The organism is Clostridium sp. AM34-11AC, assembly GCF_003435375.1.
GTDB classification, from domain to species: Bacteria; Bacillota; Clostridia; order Lachnospirales; family Lachnospiraceae; genus Pilosibacter; species Pilosibacter fragilis.
On record NZ_QWGL01000024.1, the window covers coordinates 291 to 21,515 of the forward strand.

Consider the following 21,225-nt stretch of genomic DNA (forward strand, 5'->3'; position numbering starts at 1 on the left):
CAGGGTTTTACATACTGTTCAGTTTTCAAGGAACTTTGTTTCGTTGTCGCTTTCGTTCTCAGCAGCAACTCGTTTATTCTATCATACCGTTTCCGGTTTGTCAAGAACTTTTTAAAACTTTTTTCGAGCGATTAAGAAGTTTTCTTAATGACTCTTAATAAGTTTTGCCCTGTCGCTCAAGGCGTGTATTATAATAACAAATCCCCATGGAAAAGTCAACCATTTTTTTGATATCTTTTTACATTTTTTTCATTATCATTACACCTCTGTTGCATTTTATCAACATATTGATTTTTTTTGCCATACGCACACAACATTTGCTATTCTGTATCCATAATATGAACTACAGCCCACACCTGGGTCTGCAAAGATCATCCCGGTCTTCTATAGATGCGTTGGAAGGATTTGCTGTTACATAAGAAAAACAGGACATTGGGGGGGAGTTCCATTGTCCTGCTTCCTTTTATTTATCTGCTTCTATCATTGTTTATAATGCACTAGCGCCAAGAGACAAGCTACATTTATAATAGTGCGGTTCCACGTTGTGTGTCCTCAAATATTCATTGCAGTAATATACAATCTCGTATCCATTTTCTCCTTTTGATTTCCCAATCAAAATCTTTCCCGCTTTCAGTTCGACCCTTTGTCCATCAAGGAATGTAATTTCTGTAAGATAATGATAACTTGTATTGTCTGATGCCGGCACCTCTGGATTATACTTCCCGGTCGCGATATAATCTGCCTGAATCTCTGAATAGTATGCTCGCAGATTTGCCCAATCGGCAGCCACACGCGCCTTGTGAAGCTGCACGCTGAAAATTGGAATTGAGATTGCTACAAGGATCCCCACGATCGCAACCACGATCAAAAGCTCCGCCAGTGTAAAGCCACATTTTTTGTTTTTCTGTACGTTCAATAAATTCATCTCTTTCAAATCCCATCTTTTTTTCTGTTCCGATCGAAACGCATTTCAAATTATCGTAAGCCGACATATTTCTCTCAGAACCATCGAATAATTATATTAGATTTTTGCAGAAATGTCTATAAAATTCTTACGGTTTTCACAAAATCCACGTAACCTTCCTGATCTGTTTCCCTCATAAAGCAATCCTTGTTGTTATAACCTCCTGCACCTCTGTCCTATTTTGGAGGACATCCTTTTCCTATATTTATGCCTCCAAATTCATGACTATCTTCCACTCGTCAGATCGGCATCGGCGTCTGTGCCAAAATTGAAATAATCGCAACTGCTGCCAAAATACCTGCGATGACTGCCACCGCAATGATGATTTTTTTTTTCATAGATGTTCTTTTCCTCACTTTCCACCCCTTATACATGCTCTTTGCAATCGTAGCGAAACGCATCTGCCATCACTTTATGCCCGCCAGTGCCAGAAACTTTTTATCTGACTGAATGCCCTGAGTCAAAAACTCTCCATCCCGGAACAGGGCATAGGTGGTGACCGGCGCAGGTACATTCTGCGCGGCTTCTTTGTCGGTAATATGAAATGCTTGAAACGATATGCCGTGTTCCTTTGCCGCTTCCAGTACCTTCGGCACCCAATAATAGGTGAAAGGACACTGGTCGGTATAATAGAGGACAAAGCCCGTTTCGCTGACTTTCGGATGTCTGGCACAATCTTTGAATCTCGGCTGATCCGCATTCTCTGCAAGGGGCAGGTACATGAGGTTGATCCCACAGTCAGATATATCTGCGACTTTAAAGCCTTTATACTTCAGAAATTTCGGATCAGCTAAAAATTCCCGTTTCCGTCCCTCGGCGCACAGAATGCAAATACCTTTCTTTCCCTGTTCTTTCGCGTCCCGGATACACTCGGAAAGCAGTTCTGAGGAATAGCCGTGTCCCTTCATGGAGCCGGAAACCCAAAGGCAGTTGATATAAAGCCAGCCTCCTGCTTCAATGGGTACCCATGCGTTTTCCGCTGGAATATATTCGATAAAGCACTTTCCACGCTCCTCACTGCGATAAAAGACAAGTCCCTCATCAAAGCGCTTCTTCAGCCACTCCTTTTTTGCAAGAGCCTGCTTGCCGGACATGGCACAGCAGATGTGCTCCTTATCAATGTTCTCTTTCGTGATATGGATATATTTCATCGATCGTCACCTGACTTTCTCCATGTTTATTGCATAATTTTAGTGCTTCCGCAAAGCCGTCCGGTTCCGTTTCCGGCATTTCATATTCCGCGTCACGCTCATAGTCCATCCTGTTCATCTGTTCCACAATCTTATCAAGAATTCCCTGTTTACTGGAATAGTACTTATACAGGGCCGCTTTTGTAAATCCCAACTGCCCCACATTATCATTCATAGATGTCCCTAAGTAACCGTTCTGTGCAAAAACCTCCAGAGCAATCCTCAAAATCCGTTCCTTCGGTCATAATGTTCTCCTCAGCAAAGTAACCAATCGGCAACTTCATTACAGTTACTGATTGGTACTTGTCAAGAGTCAATGTAAACATTGTACTTTTATCGATCACGGTTGGGCAAAGGAAAACTGGAAACAAATTGAACCCGAAACAGTGTTTTATTATTTTTACACTGATAAGATACAAAATAGTTCCCAAAAATCCCATTCCCTGTATCAATAAAAAGCGCATTTACATTATTACACCTCGCAATCTGATTCCCAATTCATTACATATTCCGTTTCGCCGGTGAATTCATCCATCCTTTCCGACTGGATCGTAAATCCTTCTCTTTGGTAAAAAGACATTGCCCTGACATTCTTCTGATATACGTTTAACTGCAATCTGACTTTTTTATCCTTGATATAATCCAGCAAACTTTTGCCTATACCATGTGACTGCATTTTATCCGAAACAAAAATACCTTCAATTTATTCATCCCTTACGCCTAAAAATCCCTGAATCATTTTATCATCTTCATACACGTAAACTTCCGCCTGTGGCAGCATTTCTTTCACTCGTTCATAATTACTTATCCAGTATTGTTCAGAAATAAAAGAATGTGCTTTCAGATTGGTCTTTAACCATATGTCAGCGACTCTATTTATATCTGTCTTCCGTAACTTTCTAATCATAGCAATCCTTCATTTCCTACATATTCAAAAATCTTGAGGTATCTTCGATTACACCCGTGATCTTTATACTGTCAGCTTCCACATGGCAACTGTAACAGACGACCTGAACACCTGCCTTTGCAGCCTCCACAAGTGCCTTTTTAAACTCCGTCTGTGCCGTCTCATTCGGCAGCACCCGATGAATTCCATTCATCTGAATCACGAAGGCAATTGCTGTATGGCAGCCTTCCTTTGCAGCCTTTGTCAGCTCGTGTAAATGTTTTACCCCCCGCTCCGTTGGTGCGTCCGGAAACAATCCGATGCCCGGATGCAGATCATCCGCCAGCGTACAGCCCTTCACTTCCGTCAGAAATTTTTCTCCATTTTTTTCCATGTAAAAATCAATTCTGGAGTCTCCGTAAGTGTGTTCTGCCTTCACAAGATCATAATTCAGGCTCATGTACAGCTGCTTCATCAGAGCATTCGGTGCCAGACTGTCAATATTCACCCATTTTAGCTTTGGCTTGTATACAGAGATCAGATCGTATGCCGTTTTTCGATTCATATTCAACGTCTTCTGCAGCGTCACCTTCGCTTTCGGCACCAGAAGCTCCCGCAAACGCCCCGTATTTTTCACATGAACCAGCTCTGTCTCCCCATCGATCAAAACCTCCGCTGTGAAACGGTTGATCCTGCGGACGAAGCTGCCTGCAACGGTATTCTCATAAATAATTGTCGGTTTCTGTTTCATCCTATCTCATCCTCTTGCCTGCAAAAGCATTCATCCTCATGCGACCAGATCACGCCGACGGCCTGCAGGTAGGCATAAACCACCGTGGTTCCCACAAATTTCATGCCATGCTTCTTTAAGTCTTTGGAAATTGCATCCGATAATTCCGAACTTGTTTTCCCGGTTTCCCGGATCACGCTGCCCTCCGTCCAATGCCAGAGATACTCTGAAAAGCTGCCATATTCCTTCTGGATTTCACGGAATGCCTGTGCATTGGTAACGGCAGCCTGTATTTTCAGGCGGTTACGTATGATGCCGGGATCATTCCGCAAGGCTTCCAGCTTTTCCTCCTTGTAGACGCAAACCTTTTCAACATCGAAGCCGTCAAAAGCTTCGCGAAACGCATCCCGCTTATTCAGGACACATTCCCAGGACAGTCCTGCCTGAAAGCACTCCAGGATCAGCATTTCAAAAAGCTTCCGGTCATCATGCACCGGAACGCCCCATTCCTCATCGTGATAACGGATGTACCGTTCGTTTTTTGGATTTGCCCAGCAGCACCGCATTTTTCCGTCTGCCCAATTCATTCGCATCTCACCTTCCTACTTTTCAAGTGGTACCATTCCAGTATGAAATTTCCGATCCATTTTTCAGAACCACTATACAATGATCAGTATCTCTGTCTTCTTTTTATCACTCTTCCGCGCGCTCAATAACAAGCCCTGTTTCTTCCAGAAGAAAGATGTATAAATACCATTATATTGCACAAAAGCAACGTATTATGTTGAAAAATATTATAGCAAAAGAAAGTACGTTTAACAAGAGCTCTCCGATTACGCGTTGGCCCCGTAGGCGCGCTTTGGTTGTCCTTGTGGGGCTGCCTACTGTTCGTTTTGACTTTTTCAGTGCTCTATGCAGCCTGATGGGGGTAAAAAACGCCCCGTTGTTTTTCCAACGAGGCATCGAAGATGTTTCTATTCTGTTTTCTGTAAACTGTTATTCATTTCTCTCCTGGTGACCATTTGAGTCACGGCCAATGTATCAAAAATCATTCCAAGCTCATCTCGGCAAATCAGACAAACCGTATAATCAATGATGTCACTGATCACCCGACTTTCTGTGCAGACTTTGCCAACACGAAGCGGCATGATTCTTGTAATTACCATAATACTATCGAGCAGATATTATCCACTTTTTGAGGAAGTCGGAACTGAGTTTGTGATTCGGACTGGGAATATTTTATATATGCAGGGAGACCGTTCATCCAATTTGTATCTCGTGAAATCCGGGCGGGTACGGATGTTCTACATTGGCGAAAACGGGAAAGTGGCTTCAAACTGTTCAAACCCCTCCGGATCTTTCTCACAGACAAAATACCCATCGGGGTCTTTGTAAGTGCCTGAGACACCGTCCAGAAATCCGGGTTTCAGTTCTTTGATGAGGAAATAGTCCGCCTCCGGGTCGTCGGCATAGCGCACGCCCTTAGTTTTGGCCGGAACAAAGCCAGACTTGCCGTAAAAGTCTATATTGCCGGTAATGGCAAGCGCCCCTGCTCCCATTTCCCTGGCTTTTTCCATGGAATAGTCAAGCAGCTGCTTTCCGTAGCCCTGCCGTTTGTATGCGGGTGCGATGCCGATGGGACCGAAGGTCATGATCGGTAGGGTTCGCCCGTCATCACACTCGATTTCTGACCGCACATAGATGACCTGCCCGATCAGCTCACCGCCCAGTTCCATCACAAAATCCAGCTCCGGCACAAATGCCGGGTCATTCCGATAACAGTGCAGCACATAGTGCTCCATGCAGCCCGGGCGGTAGACATTCCAGAATGACTCACGGGTCAGGTTTTCGACAGCTCTGTAATCTTCTTTTGTTTCCAGACGAATAATAATATTCTTAATTGCATCCATAGTAGATCCTCCTTTGGTGGTGTAAACAATTGCATCCATAGCAGCCTTCCTTTCAAAAAAGGACGCAGCGCATGATCGTTTTGCGATCAGCACTGCGTCTTTGCGTCTGGCTGTTTGGTTTCAATGATAAAATTTTTTGCATTGATAATACTCTCATGCCTGCATTCAGGACAAAACAGAGGAAAAGTTACTAATTCCGTTTCCCGCAATATCTGCAAGCGCGTCTTGGCACCGCACCACGGACATAAGACCCAGCGTTTTTCTTCTTCTCCATCTTTCATGTTGTTCATTCCTTCTTTCTGTAATCTGACTCAGCTTTGGCAATAAAGTGATCAATATGTGTCGCCAACAAAGAAGAAACCGCTTCTTTTTCCTCTGCACCGTCGTAGACACTGTATAAAAGATACATCGGCCCATAGAACTCCAGCGCCAGCTGCATAGCGTCCTCATCTGAATCTGCCAGCTTGCGGAAGATGGCCGCCATGTATTCCAAAGGGCCTCCCGCGAGATAATCGTGGTGAAGCTGTGCAAGCTTAGGATCACGGTATTGCTCCAGCGTCAGCATTTTACGGAAATTGGAGGAGAACGGTTCCTTCGTCCAATGATCAAACTGGGCAAGGCTGTATGTGCGAATTTTTTTAATTGGCGTATGCAGATATGCTTCCGCAAAGCCGTCTGGTTCCGTTTCCGGCATTTCATACGCCTCAGCGCGCTCATAATCCATCCTGTTCATTCGCTCCACGATCTTATCCAGGATTTCCTGTTTGCTGGCATAGTGCTTATATAAGGCAGCTTTCGTAAATCCCAACTGCCCTGCAATATCATTCATAGACGTCCCCAGATAACCGTTCTGCGCAAACAATTCCAGCGCGATTCTCAAAATCCGTTCCTTTGTACCCTCTGCCATAACTATCTCCTTTATCAAAGTAACCATTCGGTAACTTCATTATAGTTACCGAATGGTTACTTGTCAAGAGTTAATGAATAAAAGATTGAAGTCAAACTGTAATTTCAATTTGATTGCCTTCGATTGCAATAATACAACTTTCATAGTAACCATCTCCGGTTGTCCTGGGACCGCTGACCACTTCATATCCGTCAGTTTTCAGTTCAGCGGTCAACGCATCTACTTTTTCTTTGCTGCCTACGCTGAATGCAATGTGCGCATACCCAGTGCGGGCAAATTCCTTTGAAAAATCAAGCATTTCCGGATTGTTCATAATTTCAAGCCGTGCCCCATCGCCAAATGACAGAAAATAAGAGCGGAAACCTGTTTTCAGATTATGGTAGCCTTCGTTTGATTTTGCGCCCATATACTTCACAAAGAAACTGCGAGCTGTTTCCAGATCTTTTACATATAAAGCAATATGTTCTATTTTCATAACTCACCTCCACAACGTCCGAACATATACCTCATTTAATTGATAAACGCTTTCAACCGTACCGCGGATTCGATTTTCGCCTACAACCATGAGGATGGAACTATCCGCAAGAATCTTTATATGCCGATATAAGCTTGCGATTGGAATATCCGGCAGTGCTTTTCTGATTTCCTTATCTGTGCCAGTTTCATGAAGCAAAAAATACTGAAAAATCCTCTGCCGAGCAGGGTTCATTACAATCTCTGCCAATTCCATATGATACTCTCCTCTTCATCATTCTCTGAATATATTAGATTATCATTTATGATAATATCAAGAGGAACATTTATTTTTATGAAAGCAATGTGAAACAAGAAACTGGCAATGCTTTCTGTGCGGCCCCTGCCAACATAAGGCAGAATCGAATTGAGAATGATTTGCTCATCTTGACATTATCCCGAACAGGAACGCACAGCGTAAAAAGTCTGTATTTCGTTTCAGTACATCTGATGCAGAAACAGCAGAAACCTGATATACGCTTTCCTCAAGATGCTTACGCAAAAACACATAACTATGTTTCGGCAGGTTCAATTGAGCCTTTTATTCGACTCAGTTTTTCATAGATTATTTGACACTACCGTCACACACGCTCAAATGATAGATATCTCGTCCCCTGAAAAGTAAGTTTCCCAATGTCTCCTTCTGCCAGCATTCCATATTCCCTACCGGAAACCTGCAATTCCATCCGATCACCGCTCTCCACCTGAAATGTTACATAGTAACTGGTACTCGAGGTCGTATGATACCCATGCGCACCAGATGGATCACCTCCATTTGGGTGGCTGCGATGCGATACGTTTTCTCGCTTTGCAACTACAGTTGCGCTCACCGACAAACGCGGTGACTGATTGTTTTTATGCCATGTTCCGATTCCTGTCACAAACTGGAAGATGATCATGCCGAAAACCATTACGAAGATAATTGGAAACATAAACTCAAACAGCATAAACATATGACTCACCCCTTCTTCATCTTTCGCTTTATGATTACTCTAAGCGCGAAACATACGATGATCACCGCAAAAGAAGCGACGCAATACAGTAACGCTTCCGTATACCACGGTGCAGAATTCGGTTCGTATAGTTTCGGAAAGCGCTTATACTCATAGAAATCCATACCCGTTTTAATTACAATCACGTAGAAACTCGCATAGATAATATATTTTAATAAATCGTAGAATTTATTCATGCCATCGCCTCCGCGATATACTGTTTTGTCCTTTTGGCATCGACAAATTGGAAGTTTTCTCACATCAACAGTTTGTCTAGTTCGCAAAGAAGCTTACTTTTCAGTTCTTCAAGTTCCTCAGCGCTTGGTCTGTTATCATCAGCGTACATCTTATCCCTCGGGTACCACCAAACAGGTCCTCTGCCGTTGTTTCCATAGTTCTCTATATCGCCGGTCATCCTCGGAAATAAATGCCAGTGAATATGTGCTCCGCCATCCCCGTTTCCCAAACATTCATAATTCATTTTTTGTGCTCCGAAAGCTTTTTTTACGGCTTCAGAAACAAGTGTCATTTCATATAAATGCTTTGCTCTTACTTCTGCATCAAGATCAAATAATTCAACAACATGGGTCTTATATAGAAACAAAGTATACCCTTTAAAATGCTGATAATCCCCAATCACCACATATCCTGTTTCAAGTTCTTTTACAAAAAATGGGTTGTTGCCAACTCTGGTTTCTTTAATCCTGTCACATACAAAACACATAAATATTCTCCTCCACAAATTCCGAATTGTCGTTCCCAGTATACCATGCCTTCTCCCCGCAGGAAAGTATGGCGAAAACCAAAAATGTCCCCGGAGAGCTTGTGCGTATGTTTTTTCAGCGTTTCCGATCTAAATTTCTCAGAACAGAATATCCTCCGGCTTGAACTTATCTTTTTCGGTAATGGGGCGGATCACCTTGCAGGGCACCCCCGCAGCGATGACACCGGCGGGAATGTCATGGGTGACGACGCTTCCCGCCCCGATAACCGAGCCTGCCCCGATGGTAACGCCGCCGCAGACGGTGGAATTTGCACCGATCCAGACGTTTTCCTCCAGCGTAATAGGTGCTGAGGTGCCAATGCCATGGCTGCGCTGCTCCGGGTCGATGGCATGACCGGAGCAGGCAAGGCATACGCCGGGGGCAATAAAGGCACCTGCTCCGATGTTTACCGGAGAGGTATCCAGAATGACACAGTTATAGTTGATGACCGCCAAGCCGTGAGTATGGATGTTAAAGCCATAGTCACAGTGGAAGTCCGGCTGAATGCCGGTCATGGGAGAGCATGTGCCCAGCAGGGTCTGCAGGATGCTGCGCCGCTTTTCCTGTTCGTTGGGAGCGGTGCGGTTGTACTCCCAGCACAGTTGCTTTGCACGGTTCTGTTCCTCCGTGGGGGTGTTTTCATAGCCGCTGACGTAGGCGGCAGGGCGTTTCATAATATCAAGAGCGTTCATCGTGTTTGTCCTTTCCATACAATGTTTTCTCAAGGATTATACCACATTCTCTGTCGGTGTGTAATAGGCTACTTTTCCCGCCCTCATTTGTTTGTCCGCTTGCAGGACTACCTACTGTTCGCTTTGGTTTTTTCAGTGCTCTGTGCAGCCTGATTGAGGCAAAAAAATACCCCGTTGGTTTCCCAATGCGGCATCAAAGACGATTCTATTCTGTGTTCTGTAAACTGTTATCCGTTTATCTCCTGGTGACCATTTGAGTCACGGCCAATGCATCAAAGTCTTTGTGCTGTGATGCAGAGTATTTTCATGGGGTTCCATCATCTAAAAACAGTTTTTCCGTTTTTATTCTCTGATTGTTATTGGGTCAAGTCAATCGAATCCTTGCTGACATGCCCTTGTCTGTTCAAATATCTATATTAAAGTGTCTCGTACATTGCTTTTAATTCTTCCAGAATCTTTTCCTTTGTTCTGCCAACCAGCCCCAACTGTTTAATATCCACGTTTTCATTTTTCATACGCTGGACAAACTCTTGAATATCGGCATAAACTCCTTGGGGAGCCACTACCTTGGCGGTGGGATCAATCAACTCCGTCAGACGGAAAACATCATTCTTATGTTTCTTGATATTTTTGCTATCAACGTGTTCTCCTGCGGCCTTACGATCTGCCAAATCCATCCACGCTTTTGCCTTAAACGGAATCAAATATGCCGCATCCAAGACAGTCACTCCATCAACGGTGACTTTCCCCTGCTTCAAAAATTCATAGTAATCATCGTCCAAAAGAATAGCAGACAGACTCGAAATATCTTCATCCATCGGTAACGGTGTTAGCACTGCATCTTCTGGAAGTTGGATGGCATCCAGCTTTCGCGTGAAAAGTTCAATCATTGCAGGATACTGATTTGTAATTGGGTGACTAAACCGATAAAACTGCGGCACACCCGAACTTTTGTTGCAATGCTCATATCCCGCCTGTTTTACATATTCCCAAAATTTCTTTCCGAAATTTGCGTCAACTGCTTCTATAATCAAAACAAGGTCAATATCCTTTGTCGCACGGAAGTCCAGTCCCTCCTCCGTCATCAGAATGTCACACGCAGTTCCACCAATGATAGCATATTGTTCTTCACTGCCCTTGAACCATTCCTTAAAGCTATCAATTCCTGTAACCATCTATCTTCCTCCACAGCTCATTCAACATTTCTTCTACTGCTTCTTCAACCCGTTCATCTGCATCTTCTCTCAATGCCAATGCCAGCGAAAGCTCATCTACAATGTTTCGCGTGGACAATTTTCGTGGATTGTATCTCCACATCTCTACGGCCACTTGCACCAACGAATTCTGCAAGCTATTGGTCATAACATCTTTCCATTGAGAGATTCTTTCTGCCGCATAACATCTGACATTCGGTGTGTTCAGCATGGAATACTCTGCCAACGCCGAATATCCACTTTCCAACAGCTCTGTTCCCACCAATTCTTTCGGAATGTAAACCGTTCGTTTTATTGGATTCAGCAACTTATCTCCTGCTTTTTGGAACAGTGTTTTCGGAGAATCCTCAGATTGCATGATCCTCTGCACACCGACTTTTCTGATATGCAGCAATCCCATTTCTTCAAGCTGTCTTGATGCCCTTGATATAGAAGTAGGTGTCAATTCCAAGTCCTTCGCAGCTTGACTTGTAGATAGTTCCTGTGCACCTCCATAAATGAAATGCAGTAGAAGCATCTGCGCCGCTGGAAGTATTTCCTCCCGTGTCTTTTTTTCGGCGCTGCACCGTTCCTGCAAATACACTGCCATAAAAGGCAAGTAAATTTGCTTTCCATCTACAATAAATGGAATCTTCTCACGAATCAAATATTCTTTCTGGCGAAAGCTAAGTTCTCTTAGCACCAGCACAACAGGCAAGTTCTCATTTTTCTGTATCCGAGCAATATGTTTTTTCAGTACTTCAATCTGCTCCAGTTCTGTCTTAGGATAAAGAAAAATCATTTTCTGTTCATTCATTGACACCATCTGTAAACGGTACCTTGTGGCTATAAAATTGGGCAAATGCTTAAACTCTACATCATCATAGGTAACCTTGACTCCCAGAACTTTATCGAGATATTCCATGTCATCACCTGCAATCTTAACTCTTTTTCTGTATTATAACTCTTTTTGAGTTAAGATGCAATATTTGAGTTAAGAGCAGTTAAAAATCAACATTATTAAAAATTATTTTTACAAAAAAGCCCGATGCAACATGAGCATTACACCCACACTGCACCGGACATTCCACCATCAACTGCTCTGTCTATTTTCTTCTTCCTTCTGCACTTCCTGCTCATGCAGCTGCTCTTTTTTCTACTCGTCCCCTTTCAGGATTTCCTGCACAGTCTCCTGTGCTCCAGGCCAATCCTGCATACAGGACAGTTCGATCAGCAAATCACTCATGATCACTCTATCATGGGCACAGCCAATGATAAGTCCTATGACACAACCCATGATAACTTAGAAGATGACACCCATCAATATATCCACCAAGTTAGCCACCAAGATTCTACGCCGTCAGCAGTTATATTGCACCTAATCCCCCATTTCCAACTCGTTCAAAAGCGAATCCTGCGGAAGCGAGTCAAACACATCATTCTCGACCGCACAGCGTAAAGAGTCTGTATTTCGTTTCAGTACATCCGATGCAGAAACAGCAGAAACTTGATATACGCCTTCCTCCAGATGTTTACGTAAAAACACATAACTATTCTTTGGCAGGTTCAAATCCAGCATATCTGTATCCCGTGCTGCACACAGGGCTCAGACCGTTTCGCTTTTCTTCTCTGTTATGCCTTTGCGAGCGTCCAGCCTTGGCTTACAGTCTGGAGCTGAACCATGTGGGCAAAGATGCCGCCCTCAAGCAGTAACTGTGCAGGCGCTCCCTGTTCGGCAACCGTTCCATCTTTGAGCACCACAATCTTATCTGCACTGGAAACCGTGCGCATTCGGTGCGCGATAATGAGAACCGTTTTATCCTTAATCAGACGCGACAGTGCTTCCTGAATCGCTGTTTCATTCTCGACATCCAGACTGGCGGTGGCCTCGTCCAGCAGGATGATGGGTGCATCCTTCAGGAAGGCGCGGGCGATGGAAATGCGCTGACGCTCACCGCCGGAAAGAGCGCAGCCATTCTCGCCGATGTTGGTGTTCCACTTGTCCGGCAGCTTTTCGGCAAATTCCTCGCAGTTTGCCAGCTTTGCCGCCGCAAGGACCTCCTCGTCGGTGGCCCCCTTGCGTCCCAGACGGATGTTTTCCAGAATTGTGTTGTCAAATAGTGTCACATCCTGAAAGACGATGGAATACAGGTTCATCAGTTTTTCCGGGTCGATTTGGGAAACATCCATGCCACCCACGGTGATACGGCCCTTCTGGTAATCCCAGAACCGTACTGCCAGCCGGGAAACGGTGGTCTTGCCGCCGCCGGATGGGCCCACCAGTGCCGTGACCTCCCCCTGCTTTGCGGTAAAGGAGACATCCCGCAGCACCGTCTCGCCGGAGTTATAGGCAAAGCCCACATGGTCAAACACGATATCGCAGCCCTGATTGGTCAGCTGCTCGCTGCCGGTCTGCAGGGGAGCGTCCAGAATCTCGTTCATCCGCCCCACATTGGTGCGCATGGCAATGACCGCCGCCAGATTCTGCAACGCGCCCTGCATGGGGTCGTACATCCGGGATGCCGCCATCAGGAACAGAAACAGGGTCAGTACGTCGATACTGCCCTGCACCAGCAGCACCGAGCCGGTGAGCGCCACCGATGCGATGCCCAGCTTGAGCACCATGGCAGCAGAGGACACAAACAGCGCTGTTTCCAGCTCTGCTGTGATGGACTGCTTTTCCACTGCCCGAATTTTGTCGGAAAGGCCAGACAGATACCGCTGCTCTGCATTGCTGGCTTTCAGGTCCCGGAGGGTCTCGATGTACTCCTGAATACCGTCCGCACAGGCCATTTTCGCCGCCATGGTCTTGGTCTGCACCCGATCCTGCACCCGGTAGCTGCCCACCACAATGGCAACAGATACCGGGATGACCCACAGCGCCGCCAGTGCCATCCGCCAATCGAAGGTGAACAGGCTCAGGGCAATGAGCACCGTAGAGATGAGGGAACCGAACAGACCTGGGATGAAGTGGGAGCAGTCCTTTTCCAGCACCTCGCAGTCCGCCATGATGGTGCTGGTCAAATCGGCAAGATCGCGCTTGCCAAAAAAGGACAGGGGCAGCTTGCGCAGCCGCTCTGCAAGGGTCAGGCGGCGCGTACCGCTCTCTTTATAGGTTGTAAAATAGGTGCCATTGTACTGGAACCATGTGGTCAGTAAAATCAGTGCAAAGCAGGCAACGCACCCCAGAAGATAAAAGGTGCTTCTCCCACTCGTGGAGCCTGCCAGCAGGTCTTTTACCAGAAGATACAGCAGCCCTGTAGGCAGCATGAACGCCATGTTCTGGAACGCACAGGCCAGAACGCCCTTTACGAGTCCCTTTGCGCCCTCCGGGGAGCTGGCCGTTGCGTGTTGAATTTTTTCAATCATTCCTTCCCCTCCTTTGCGACCTTCCACTGCACCGAGGCCTGATACTCCTGCCACATTCGGGCAAACAGGCCATTCTGCGCACACAACTCATCCTTTGTACCGGACTCCGCAATCTGCCCGTCCTGCACCACATAAATGCAGTCGGCGTTGGCTACTGTGGACAGACGGTGTGCGATCATCAGCACCGTTTTGCCCTTGGCAAGCTGGGCGAAAGCGGCCTGTACTTTTGCTTCATTGTCCGGGTCAGCAAAGGCGGTGGCCTCGTCCATGATCAGTATGGGGGCATTTTTCAGCATGGCGCGGGCAATGGCAATGCGCTGCTGCTCGCCGCCGGACAGATACACGCCCTTGGTGCCGATAACGGTATGGATGCCCGCCGGGAGCTTTTCTATAATATCCATGCACTGCGCCGCTTTCAACGCTGCCAGAACATCGGCTTCGGCGGCCTGCGGTCTGCCCAACCGGACATTATCCAGAATGCTGCCCTTGAGCAGGCGGCTGTTCTGAAACACAAAGGAGATGGTGTCCATCAGTTCTTCCTTGGGGATATCCCGTACATCAGCTCCGCCCACCCGGACGTTTCCGCTCTGCACATCAAAGAACCGGCAGATAAGGTTGGCCAGCGTGGATTTGCCGCCGCCGGAGGGGCCTACAAAAGCCACGGTCTGCCCCGGCTGAATCTCCAGCGAAACGCCCTTGATGACCTCGGTTTTTCCGTCGTAGCCAAAATGCACGTCCTGCAGTATAACAGAAGCATCCTGCGGGTGCTGAGGAACCTCCCGCACCTGCATCGGCACTGCCTCCAGCACCGAGTCGATGCGTGCCAGCGCATCTTCCACCACCATTTTGTTCTCGCTCATATACATTATGCGGGTCAGCGTCAGGGAAATCACCGGGGTGATGATGATGTAAAACAGTAGATTCAGCAGAAACTCCGGCGTGACACCGTGGGCCGTAAACAGCAGCCCGCCAGCGATCAAAAAGGCGAATACACCGTTGACAGCGGCGGTGTAAAACATCATGGGCAGGCGCAGGTTTTTGGTGTAGGAAACGACCCACTTTTCGTACTCATCAATGGTGGCCTTGAACTTTTTGAAGGAAAACACCGATTGCCCGAAGATCTTGACTACCGGGATGCCCCGGACGTACTCCACCGCCTCGTTGGACATAGACTCCAGTGCGTTGCCGTACTGCCGCATTTTTTCGGCCATCCTCTTGCCGGTCATGGTCGCCATGATGAGGAAGGCCAGCACCACCGGTGCAAGGCTCAATAGCCCCAGCCGCCAGTCGAACGCCAGCAGCAAAACCAGCAGCCCCACCGGAGTAGCAATGGCGTTGTATTGGTCAGGCAGCTGGTGGGCAAGATAGGTCTCGGCGGCTCCGGTGCTCTCGTGGATAATCTTGCGCAGCTTGCCGCTGCCAAAGGTTTCGGTGAAGCCCAACGGCAGCACCGCCAGATGCTCCGACACCGCCAGCCGCAGATTGGTCGCCACCCGGAACGCCGACAGATGGGAACACATCAATGCCGCAATGTAAATGAGGTAGGACATCACCGCAAACCCCACCGCCATCCAGCCATAATGGGGAATGTTTACCGCCTGCGCGTAGTCCGGAGCGGTCTTCAACACATCCCGCAGGATTTTCCAAATGTATACGAATGGCATCAGCGCCACCAGTGCACTGATTGCAGACAGCACCCACGAAGCGTAGGTGAAATATCGGTAGATCCCGGCATAGCTCATCAGCCGGGAAAGATCGGACTGTTTTTTCACGAAAAGACCTCCTTCAAATAAATTACCCTTTCTTTTTGTACCCGCAGTCGCAGTAGGGCCCACCGGAAGCAAGGGTGTACTGCCGCACAAAGTCGGTCACGCCGCCCGCTTCGCTCATGGTGTAGTCCAGATGGCACAGGGCGGGGGTCAGGTCATACAGCCCCAGCTCCTTCATCAGCACACAGATGCCGCATTTGGTAAAGCGTCCCTCGTAACCGCTGCCATCCGGGTATTCGTAAAACTCCATGTTCCACGAGTAGGGGTTGCGGTCGGCGGCTTTTAGATCGGCGGTTGCCTTCATAGCGGCAATATCCTTTGGGGTAAACTTGCTTTTTCCGCTTTCGCGGCAAAACCACTGCATGGGCTTTGTCATCATGAATCTTGCGTAGTAATCCGTCAGCCTGTCCACCTCCGGGCGCTGCGGCATAGAAAGAATGAACGCTCCGATCATGGCGCAGTTGACAAGATTCATTTTGAAACGGTCAGCTTTTTCGAACTCCGGCAGCCTGCGGATGATCTGCTGATATTGCGGCTTCGCCTTTTTCGTGATGGCTTTTGCGGTAGCTGCATCATAGCCCAGCACAGCGGTCAGCTGCTTTTGAAAGGAGCCAGCAAACAGCACCCACATCCCAAAGGGCATTCCGGCATACTTCATCGCAGATACCTCCCGGCTTCCGCTTCCAGTGCCTGCCACACCGGGTAGGCTGCGCCGTTCACATCGAAAAATTTCTTGAGATCCCGGTTCAGCGCACTCATTTCATCGATGGCGTTCATTGCGTGGTCGGAGGCGCAGAGCTTGCCCAGCGAGGTGGCACACATCAGCTTGAAAAAGCGCAGGCAGGTCTTGCGGTATTTCTCCCCTTCAAAGTCTGCATCCTCCTTGGGCAGAATGGTGTGCCCGGCATCTCGGATAGCGCGGTATCCCTCGATGTTGGCATCCAGCACACGGTTCAGGTACGCGGTATCTCCCCTGAGCTTTTTCAGATCGCCGTCTGTCTTATAGCAGGCGAAGGCCGCAGGCATCACAAACGCGGCATGGCAGAGCAGATAGTCCTCCATGTTCGGCTCGTAAACGACCTTGTATTTTGTGTCGTGGAAGATGCGCCCGATCAACTGTTTATTGGAGGTTACACCAGTCAGCTGCCCGATGGTGATCTTCTTCAGGTCGATGGAGACCACCCGGTCAGCCTCCCGATGCCCGGCAGAAAGCGCAAAGGCAAACAGGACGTTCTTTTCCGGCAGTGCCGCCGCCAATGTTTTTGTCTGTACGTTGTTGCCCACAAATACGATGTTTTTCGTCCGATTCGCCCGCAGCGTGTCCAGAGCGGAATCCAGCTGTGTATAGCGCAGGACCACAAAGATCACATCGTACATTGTATCCGGTGCAAGTTCAGTCACCACCGGAATGCGACTGACCGAGGTGTAAAGCGAAAACTTATCCATGATCCGCAGGCCATTCTGCTTTATCTCCGCAGCCCAGTTTCCCCGCGCAAGCAGAGTGACATCCTTTCCGGCGCGCAGCAGATTTCTTGCCAGATTGCACCCCAGAACGCCTGCACCATATACCAGAATTTTCATAGCTTGCCTCCAAATCTGATCTTCACGATCTGCATTTTCATCCCGTTGTCCCCGACCTTGGCGAGAAATCGGAAAAAGCCGCTAACGGAAGGGTCTTTCAGGTCGTTGTAACCCATCATATAGCCCCTGCTGGATACTTGCAAACGGCTGTCCCATGGGGAAAGCTCGCTTTTCGCATCCGAAACCGCGAAATATGCTCCCACATCCTTGATTTTCGCCGTCCTGAGCCACGTTTTGGCGATCATCTTCACCGCCGTGCGGTTGGCAGCATCAAATACCAGTACCCCGCCGGGGAAAGTGTCCGCCATCCCCTGCACCAGTGCCTTGACCTGCTGGGTCAGAAAGTAATAGAACACCCCGGAGGCAAAAAACACCGCCCCGCCGGAGGCATCGATCTTGTCAAACCATGCGGGGTCTTTCAGGTCACAGGGGATGTTTTGTTCCCGCTCCCCGGCGGGTAGCAGCTGCTGCCGCAGGGCAATCACATCCGGGAAGTCCAGATTGTAGATCTTACATCTGCCGTTGTCGCAGGCTTTGCCAGTGTTGTCCAGCCCGCAGCCGAGGTTGACCACCGCTGCGCTGGGATGGTTTTTCAGGTACGCCTGCACTTCAAAGGCAAGGTCATTCTGCCGCATGGCGACCTCCAGCGCACCGAAACGCTGCATCAGGCTGCGGGAATTTTTCTCTTCCTCCGAAAAGTCGTAGTCGATTTCATCGATCAGGCGCACCGCTATTTCGTCCCGGTAAAGGTTCGGATACAGCTCTGTGCACAGCTTCCGGGAATAAAGCGGGAGAATCAGCGTCTCCTGCACGGTGTTTTTCTCGATTTTGTATTTCATAGGTTCCTTCCTCAGTGAGTAAAAATAGTCATCATTGCCGCCAGCACCATCGCTATGACTGCCATGCCCACCGGGCTGTAAAGATGCACCATCCCAACAGCCCCTTTGCAGATGCCCACAGCACAGACAAGAACCAGCAAAGCCCCCAACCCAAGACCTTCCAGAATCACCTGTAAAAGCATTACTTATTCCTCCTGTATCCGTTTTCATCCCGGTATTCGGGATATTCCTTTACGTATGGATCCTTATCGCCGCAGATGGCATAGTCGCATCGGCAGCCGGACACGCCGTTGTGAAAATTCTTTTTACCGCCGAGGTCGGTGCGCCACTTGGAAAGAAGCTCTGCGTATCTCAGCTGCACCTGCTCCCAAACCGCATCGCGCTCCACCTCCGGATAGTGCAGAGTGATTTTCGCCAGAATTTCCTTTTTGCAGGGTTTGGAATATAGCACATGGCAACTACAGTCAATTTGTAATTCGCTGTCCTTCATCTTCCCACGCCTTTCAGAAAACCGCTCTTTGCATTTTCTTCGGTGTCGTCCGATTCGTCGTAGGCATCATAGGGCGCCGATGGGTCGTGTACTCGTTTTTTGAATGGTGAACAGCGCTTGTCTTTGTGGGCAAACGCAAAGGCAAAATTGTCCGTCCATCCCGTGTGACCGGTGATGAAATATGGATGTAGCCCACGTGCGCGCAGTTTCCGCTCCAGCTCCGCCAGTGACTGCACAGCCAGCTTATTGTCCTCCGCCAGCGAGGAAATGAAGCTGTAGCCGCCGTCCGCGCCAAACCACAGCGTGTCGCCGGTAAAAAGGTACTTATCGTCAATGAGGTAGACCATATGTCCCCAGGTATGACCGGGAACGAGAAAACACTCAATTTTGATGCCGTCAATGTCAAGTACCTGCCCATCGTGCAGCAGTACCTTTTCGCTGTTGATCGTGACCTGCGGCAATTTATAGAGATGATAGATGACTTTTCGCCGCACCTCGCCGGTGAGATACCGGTTCTCAACCTCGCCTATGTACAGCTTTGCATCCCGAAACAATCCCGGACTGTCAGCCTCCACCGCACCCACATGGTCGGTGTCCTGATGGGTGATGAGGATGTGCCGGATAGAATGCGGGTCGATCCCCAGCCAGTACATCTTCTCTGCCAACCGGTCATAGTTGTATCCGGCATCGATCATAATGGTGGTATCGCCCTTGTGGTAAAAGAAGATATTTGCCACCCACTCCCGCACGCAGGCGACATCCTCATCGATCCAGCCGGTGTTCAAAGGCTTGAAGATCTCCCTGCCCCGGTACATCCGGCTCATTGCTTTTCTTTGAAATTCCGTTGCTTTTTTCGACATGATTACACCTCATTTCTGTGCTGCGATGCACAGCCAGCCCTTTTTGTTTTTGTGGCTCTGAATCTGACAAAATCCTGCCTGCTCCAGATATACTTTCAGGGCAGCTTCGGCATACTGTCATGCTCGGCGATATATGTCAGCATTTCAGCAAAGCCTTTCGGATCACGTATCTGATATTGCATATGATCGTATCCTTCAAACACGGGATAATTGCCGCAGGGATAGGCTTTCATCACCGCCTGACGGTATTTGAAATGATCTTCTATGCTGCCAAACTCGAAATAGATATGCTTTTGCAGTTCTTCGGGAAGGGACGGAAAGAGTTTATCCTCCAAGCTGTCCAGAATATGCCGCCGCAAATTTGTATAGGTCAGATTTTTCCCTGCGGCTATAAAATACGACTTTATGGAATCATCATCACACCACAGGATCTTTTTCAGTGTGCCGCCTTTCGACCAATACAGGCTCTTGATAGCCAGATACAAAAACGGCGTCATCATGCGGCGCGTGCCTTTTCCGATTTGTGCAAACTGCCCGCCGTCGAAAAAAACGTGTCCAATAGGCAGCTTCGTGCTTGTCAAAAACGCCATGGCAAGATCGGCACCGATCGAAGAAGCCACAACCAGCTCAAGGTATTCCACTCCCTGCAATTTCAGATATGCTTCCACCTGACGAGCCTCGTCCGCCTTGCTGACATATTTCTGCCCTTTGCAGTACACGGTGGAGGTGGGTAAAATGCAGAAATACCGATCTTGTAAATAGTTCGCGACCGGTTCGCTGCTCTCCCCCGTCACGCCCATTGCATGAAAAAACAAAACAGCGGGATCATTCCGATTTCCAAATGTCTTAAATTTCATCGTAGTCCTTTCCGGCAGGCAAACCATGCCATGCTCTTCACTGTTCCCAGTGTTACGGTTGCGTACCGTTTTTTCAACCGTTTTTTCAAGCTGGCGGTCGTTTCATAGGGCGGTGTAAAGAACCCCGTCTTTTCGTAGACGTGCCGGACGAACCAGTCCGTCCGCTTGCACTCTCCCGCCACATAGAAGCAGCCGCAGAAGGTTCCGCCGGGCTTCAGCACCCGAAAAACCTCCCGATAAGCGGCCTCTTTATCCGGGAACGTATGAAAGCCATTCAGTGACAAAACAATATCAAACGCACCGTCCGAAAAAGGTAGTGTGCCCACATCCCCCTGCTGAAAGGTCACATTTTTCAGGTGCAGGCGGTCTGCCTTTTCCTGCGCCTGTCCCATCATATCTGCCGAGTAATCCAGACAGGTGATGTCCGCATTGGGCAGCGTCTTGTAAAGCGGCATGGTCAGAATACCGGTTCCCACCGGCACCTCCAGCAGCTTGCCGGAAAAATGCTCCGGAATACCGGACAGCGCCTTTTCCAGATAGGCATCATTTTCCGCCTTGTTCATATCCCACACCAGGCGGCACACCGCTTTCCCGCTCAGTGTGGAGCAGGTGATCATGCCGTCATAAAAGTTGTTGCCGCCTGTCAGCTGATAGGCACCTCGGATCGTTTCTTTTCGCTCCATAGGGGTTCCTCCTCATTTTTCCGCATTACAATTGTC

Annotated in this window: 26 protein-coding genes and 2 pseudogenes; all 28 read right to left on the minus strand. The window is 48.1% G+C overall.

Translation table 11 applies throughout. From position 1 onward, the window contains the following. Positions 1-487: 487 nt before the first annotated feature. Positions 488-925: a prepilin-type N-terminal cleavage/methylation domain-containing protein gene (locus DW826_RS18890; protein WP_117471177.1), complete on the minus strand. Its 438-nt coding sequence runs from the start codon at positions 923-925 to the stop codon at positions 488-490. 446 nt (positions 926-1,371) lie between these two features. Continuing rightward, positions 1,372-2,115, minus strand: a complete 744-nt coding sequence (locus DW826_RS12980) for an N-acetyltransferase (protein ID WP_117552941.1) — start codon at positions 2,113-2,115, stop codon at positions 1,372-1,374. Then, positions 2,081-2,329: a hypothetical protein gene (locus DW826_RS12985; protein WP_242994100.1), complete on the minus strand. Its 249-nt coding sequence runs from the start codon at positions 2,327-2,329 to the stop codon at positions 2,081-2,083. The genes DW826_RS12980 and DW826_RS12985 overlap by 35 nt, the downstream gene beginning before the upstream one ends. 297 nt (positions 2,330-2,626) lie before the next feature. Further along, positions 2,627-3,061: pseudogene (locus DW826_RS12995) on the minus strand (N-acetyltransferase). A gap of 16 nt (positions 3,062-3,077) precedes the next feature. Next, positions 3,078-3,791, minus strand: coding sequence for a DNA/RNA nuclease SfsA (sfsA, locus tag DW826_RS13000; RefSeq protein WP_117552942.1), 714 nt, complete (start codon positions 3,789-3,791; stop codon positions 3,078-3,080). Further along, on the minus strand, positions 3,788-4,363 hold the full coding sequence (locus DW826_RS13005) for a DNA-3-methyladenine glycosylase I (protein WP_347472375.1): 576 nt from the start codon (positions 4,361-4,363) through the stop codon (positions 3,788-3,790). The genes sfsA and DW826_RS13005 overlap by 4 nt, the downstream gene beginning before the upstream one ends. 492 nt (positions 4,364-4,855) lie before the next feature. Beyond that, positions 4,856-4,936: pseudogene (locus DW826_RS13010) on the minus strand (relaxase); the annotation flags it as partial. 138 nt (positions 4,937-5,074) lie between these two features. Beyond that, positions 5,075-5,671, minus strand: coding sequence for an N-acetyltransferase (locus tag DW826_RS13015; RefSeq protein ID WP_207659892.1), 597 nt, complete (start codon positions 5,669-5,671; stop codon positions 5,075-5,077). A 95-nt stretch (positions 5,672-5,766) separates the two neighbouring features. Beyond that, a complete protein-coding gene (locus tag DW826_RS13020; protein ID WP_015553469.1) occupies positions 5,767-5,961 on the minus strand; it encodes a cysteine-rich KTR domain-containing protein in 195 nt (64 codons plus the stop codon). A gap of 5 nt (positions 5,962-5,966) precedes the next feature. Next, positions 5,967-6,587 carry a TetR/AcrR family transcriptional regulator gene (locus DW826_RS13025; protein WP_117552945.1) on the minus strand — a complete coding sequence of 207 codons (621 nt, stop codon included), beginning with the start codon at positions 6,585-6,587 and terminating at the stop codon, positions 5,967-5,969. A gap of 91 nt (positions 6,588-6,678) precedes the next feature. Next, positions 6,679-7,062 (minus strand): VOC family protein, encoded by a 384-nt coding sequence (locus DW826_RS13030; protein ID WP_117472669.1) that lies wholly within the window; start codon positions 7,060-7,062, stop codon positions 6,679-6,681. Between the two features lie 3 nt (positions 7,063-7,065). Continuing rightward, positions 7,066-7,317, minus strand: a complete 252-nt coding sequence (locus DW826_RS13035) for a helix-turn-helix domain-containing protein (protein ID WP_117485645.1) — start codon at positions 7,315-7,317, stop codon at positions 7,066-7,068. A 364-nt stretch (positions 7,318-7,681) separates the two neighbouring features. Beyond that, positions 7,682-8,053 (minus strand): DUF2500 domain-containing protein, encoded by a 372-nt coding sequence (locus DW826_RS13040; RefSeq protein ID WP_117552946.1) that lies wholly within the window; start codon positions 8,051-8,053, stop codon positions 7,682-7,684. Between the two features lie 295 nt (positions 8,054-8,348). Then, on the minus strand, positions 8,349-8,816 hold the full coding sequence (locus tag DW826_RS13050; RefSeq protein ID WP_117471164.1) for an HIT family protein: 468 nt from the start codon (positions 8,814-8,816) through the stop codon (positions 8,349-8,351). A gap of 138 nt (positions 8,817-8,954) precedes the next feature. Continuing rightward, positions 8,955-9,581 (minus strand): sugar O-acetyltransferase, encoded by a 627-nt coding sequence (locus DW826_RS13055; protein WP_333549845.1) that lies wholly within the window; start codon positions 9,579-9,581, stop codon positions 8,955-8,957. 383 nt (positions 9,582-9,964) lie between these two features. Next, the gene (locus DW826_RS13060; protein WP_117514014.1) at positions 9,965-10,723 is read right to left on the minus strand and encodes a hypothetical protein; all 759 of its coding nucleotides are present in this window, start codon (positions 10,721-10,723) and stop codon (positions 9,965-9,967) included. Continuing rightward, entirely contained in the window at positions 10,707-11,666 is a 960-nt protein-coding gene (locus DW826_RS13065; RefSeq protein ID WP_117514012.1) for a MarR family transcriptional regulator, read from the minus strand. Before DW826_RS13065 ends, DW826_RS13060 begins: the two co-directional genes overlap by 17 nt. Positions 11,667-12,119: 453 nt before the next feature. After that, positions 12,120-12,320 carry a hypothetical protein gene (locus tag DW826_RS13070; protein WP_242994101.1) on the minus strand — a complete coding sequence of 67 codons (201 nt, stop codon included), beginning with the start codon at positions 12,318-12,320 and terminating at the stop codon, positions 12,120-12,122. A 53-nt stretch (positions 12,321-12,373) separates the two neighbouring features. After that, positions 12,374-14,110 (minus strand): ABC transporter ATP-binding protein, encoded by a 1,737-nt coding sequence (locus DW826_RS13075; RefSeq protein WP_117514010.1) that lies wholly within the window; start codon positions 14,108-14,110, stop codon positions 12,374-12,376. Continuing rightward, entirely contained in the window at positions 14,107-15,882 is a 1,776-nt protein-coding gene (locus DW826_RS13080) for an ABC transporter ATP-binding protein (RefSeq protein WP_181968069.1), read from the minus strand. The genes DW826_RS13075 and DW826_RS13080 overlap by 4 nt, the downstream gene beginning before the upstream one ends. Positions 15,883-15,904: 22 nt before the next feature. Continuing rightward, complete coding sequence (locus tag DW826_RS13085; protein ID WP_117552947.1) at positions 15,905-16,537, minus strand: L-2-amino-thiazoline-4-carboxylic acid hydrolase; 633 nt, start codon at positions 16,535-16,537, stop codon at positions 15,905-15,907. Beyond that, positions 16,534-17,460, minus strand: coding sequence for a 2-dehydropantoate 2-reductase N-terminal domain-containing protein (locus DW826_RS13090; protein ID WP_117514006.1), 927 nt, complete (start codon positions 17,458-17,460; stop codon positions 16,534-16,536). The genes DW826_RS13085 and DW826_RS13090 overlap by 4 nt, the downstream gene beginning before the upstream one ends. Beyond that, a complete protein-coding gene (locus tag DW826_RS13095; protein WP_117552948.1) occupies positions 17,457-18,299 on the minus strand; it encodes a class I SAM-dependent methyltransferase in 843 nt (280 codons plus the stop codon). The genes DW826_RS13090 and DW826_RS13095 overlap by 4 nt, the downstream gene beginning before the upstream one ends. Before the next feature lie 11 nt (positions 18,300-18,310). Next, positions 18,311-18,481 (minus strand): hypothetical protein, encoded by a 171-nt coding sequence (locus DW826_RS18310; RefSeq protein WP_181968071.1) that lies wholly within the window; start codon positions 18,479-18,481, stop codon positions 18,311-18,313. Further along, complete coding sequence (locus DW826_RS13100; RefSeq protein WP_117514003.1) at positions 18,481-18,789, minus strand: hypothetical protein; 309 nt, start codon at positions 18,787-18,789, stop codon at positions 18,481-18,483. The genes DW826_RS18310 and DW826_RS13100 overlap by 1 nt, the downstream gene beginning before the upstream one ends. Beyond that, entirely contained in the window at positions 18,786-19,649 is an 864-nt protein-coding gene (locus DW826_RS13105; protein ID WP_117552949.1) for an MBL fold metallo-hydrolase, read from the minus strand. Before DW826_RS13105 ends, DW826_RS13100 begins: the two co-directional genes overlap by 4 nt. 95 nt (positions 19,650-19,744) lie before the next feature. Beyond that, the gene (locus DW826_RS13115) at positions 19,745-20,464 is read right to left on the minus strand and encodes a hypothetical protein (protein WP_242994102.1); all 720 of its coding nucleotides are present in this window, start codon (positions 20,462-20,464) and stop codon (positions 19,745-19,747) included. A 38-nt stretch (positions 20,465-20,502) separates the two neighbouring features. Then, positions 20,503-21,189: a class I SAM-dependent methyltransferase gene (locus tag DW826_RS13120; RefSeq protein WP_117552951.1), complete on the minus strand. Its 687-nt coding sequence runs from the start codon at positions 21,187-21,189 to the stop codon at positions 20,503-20,505. Between the last annotated feature and the right edge of the window lie 36 nt (positions 21,190-21,225).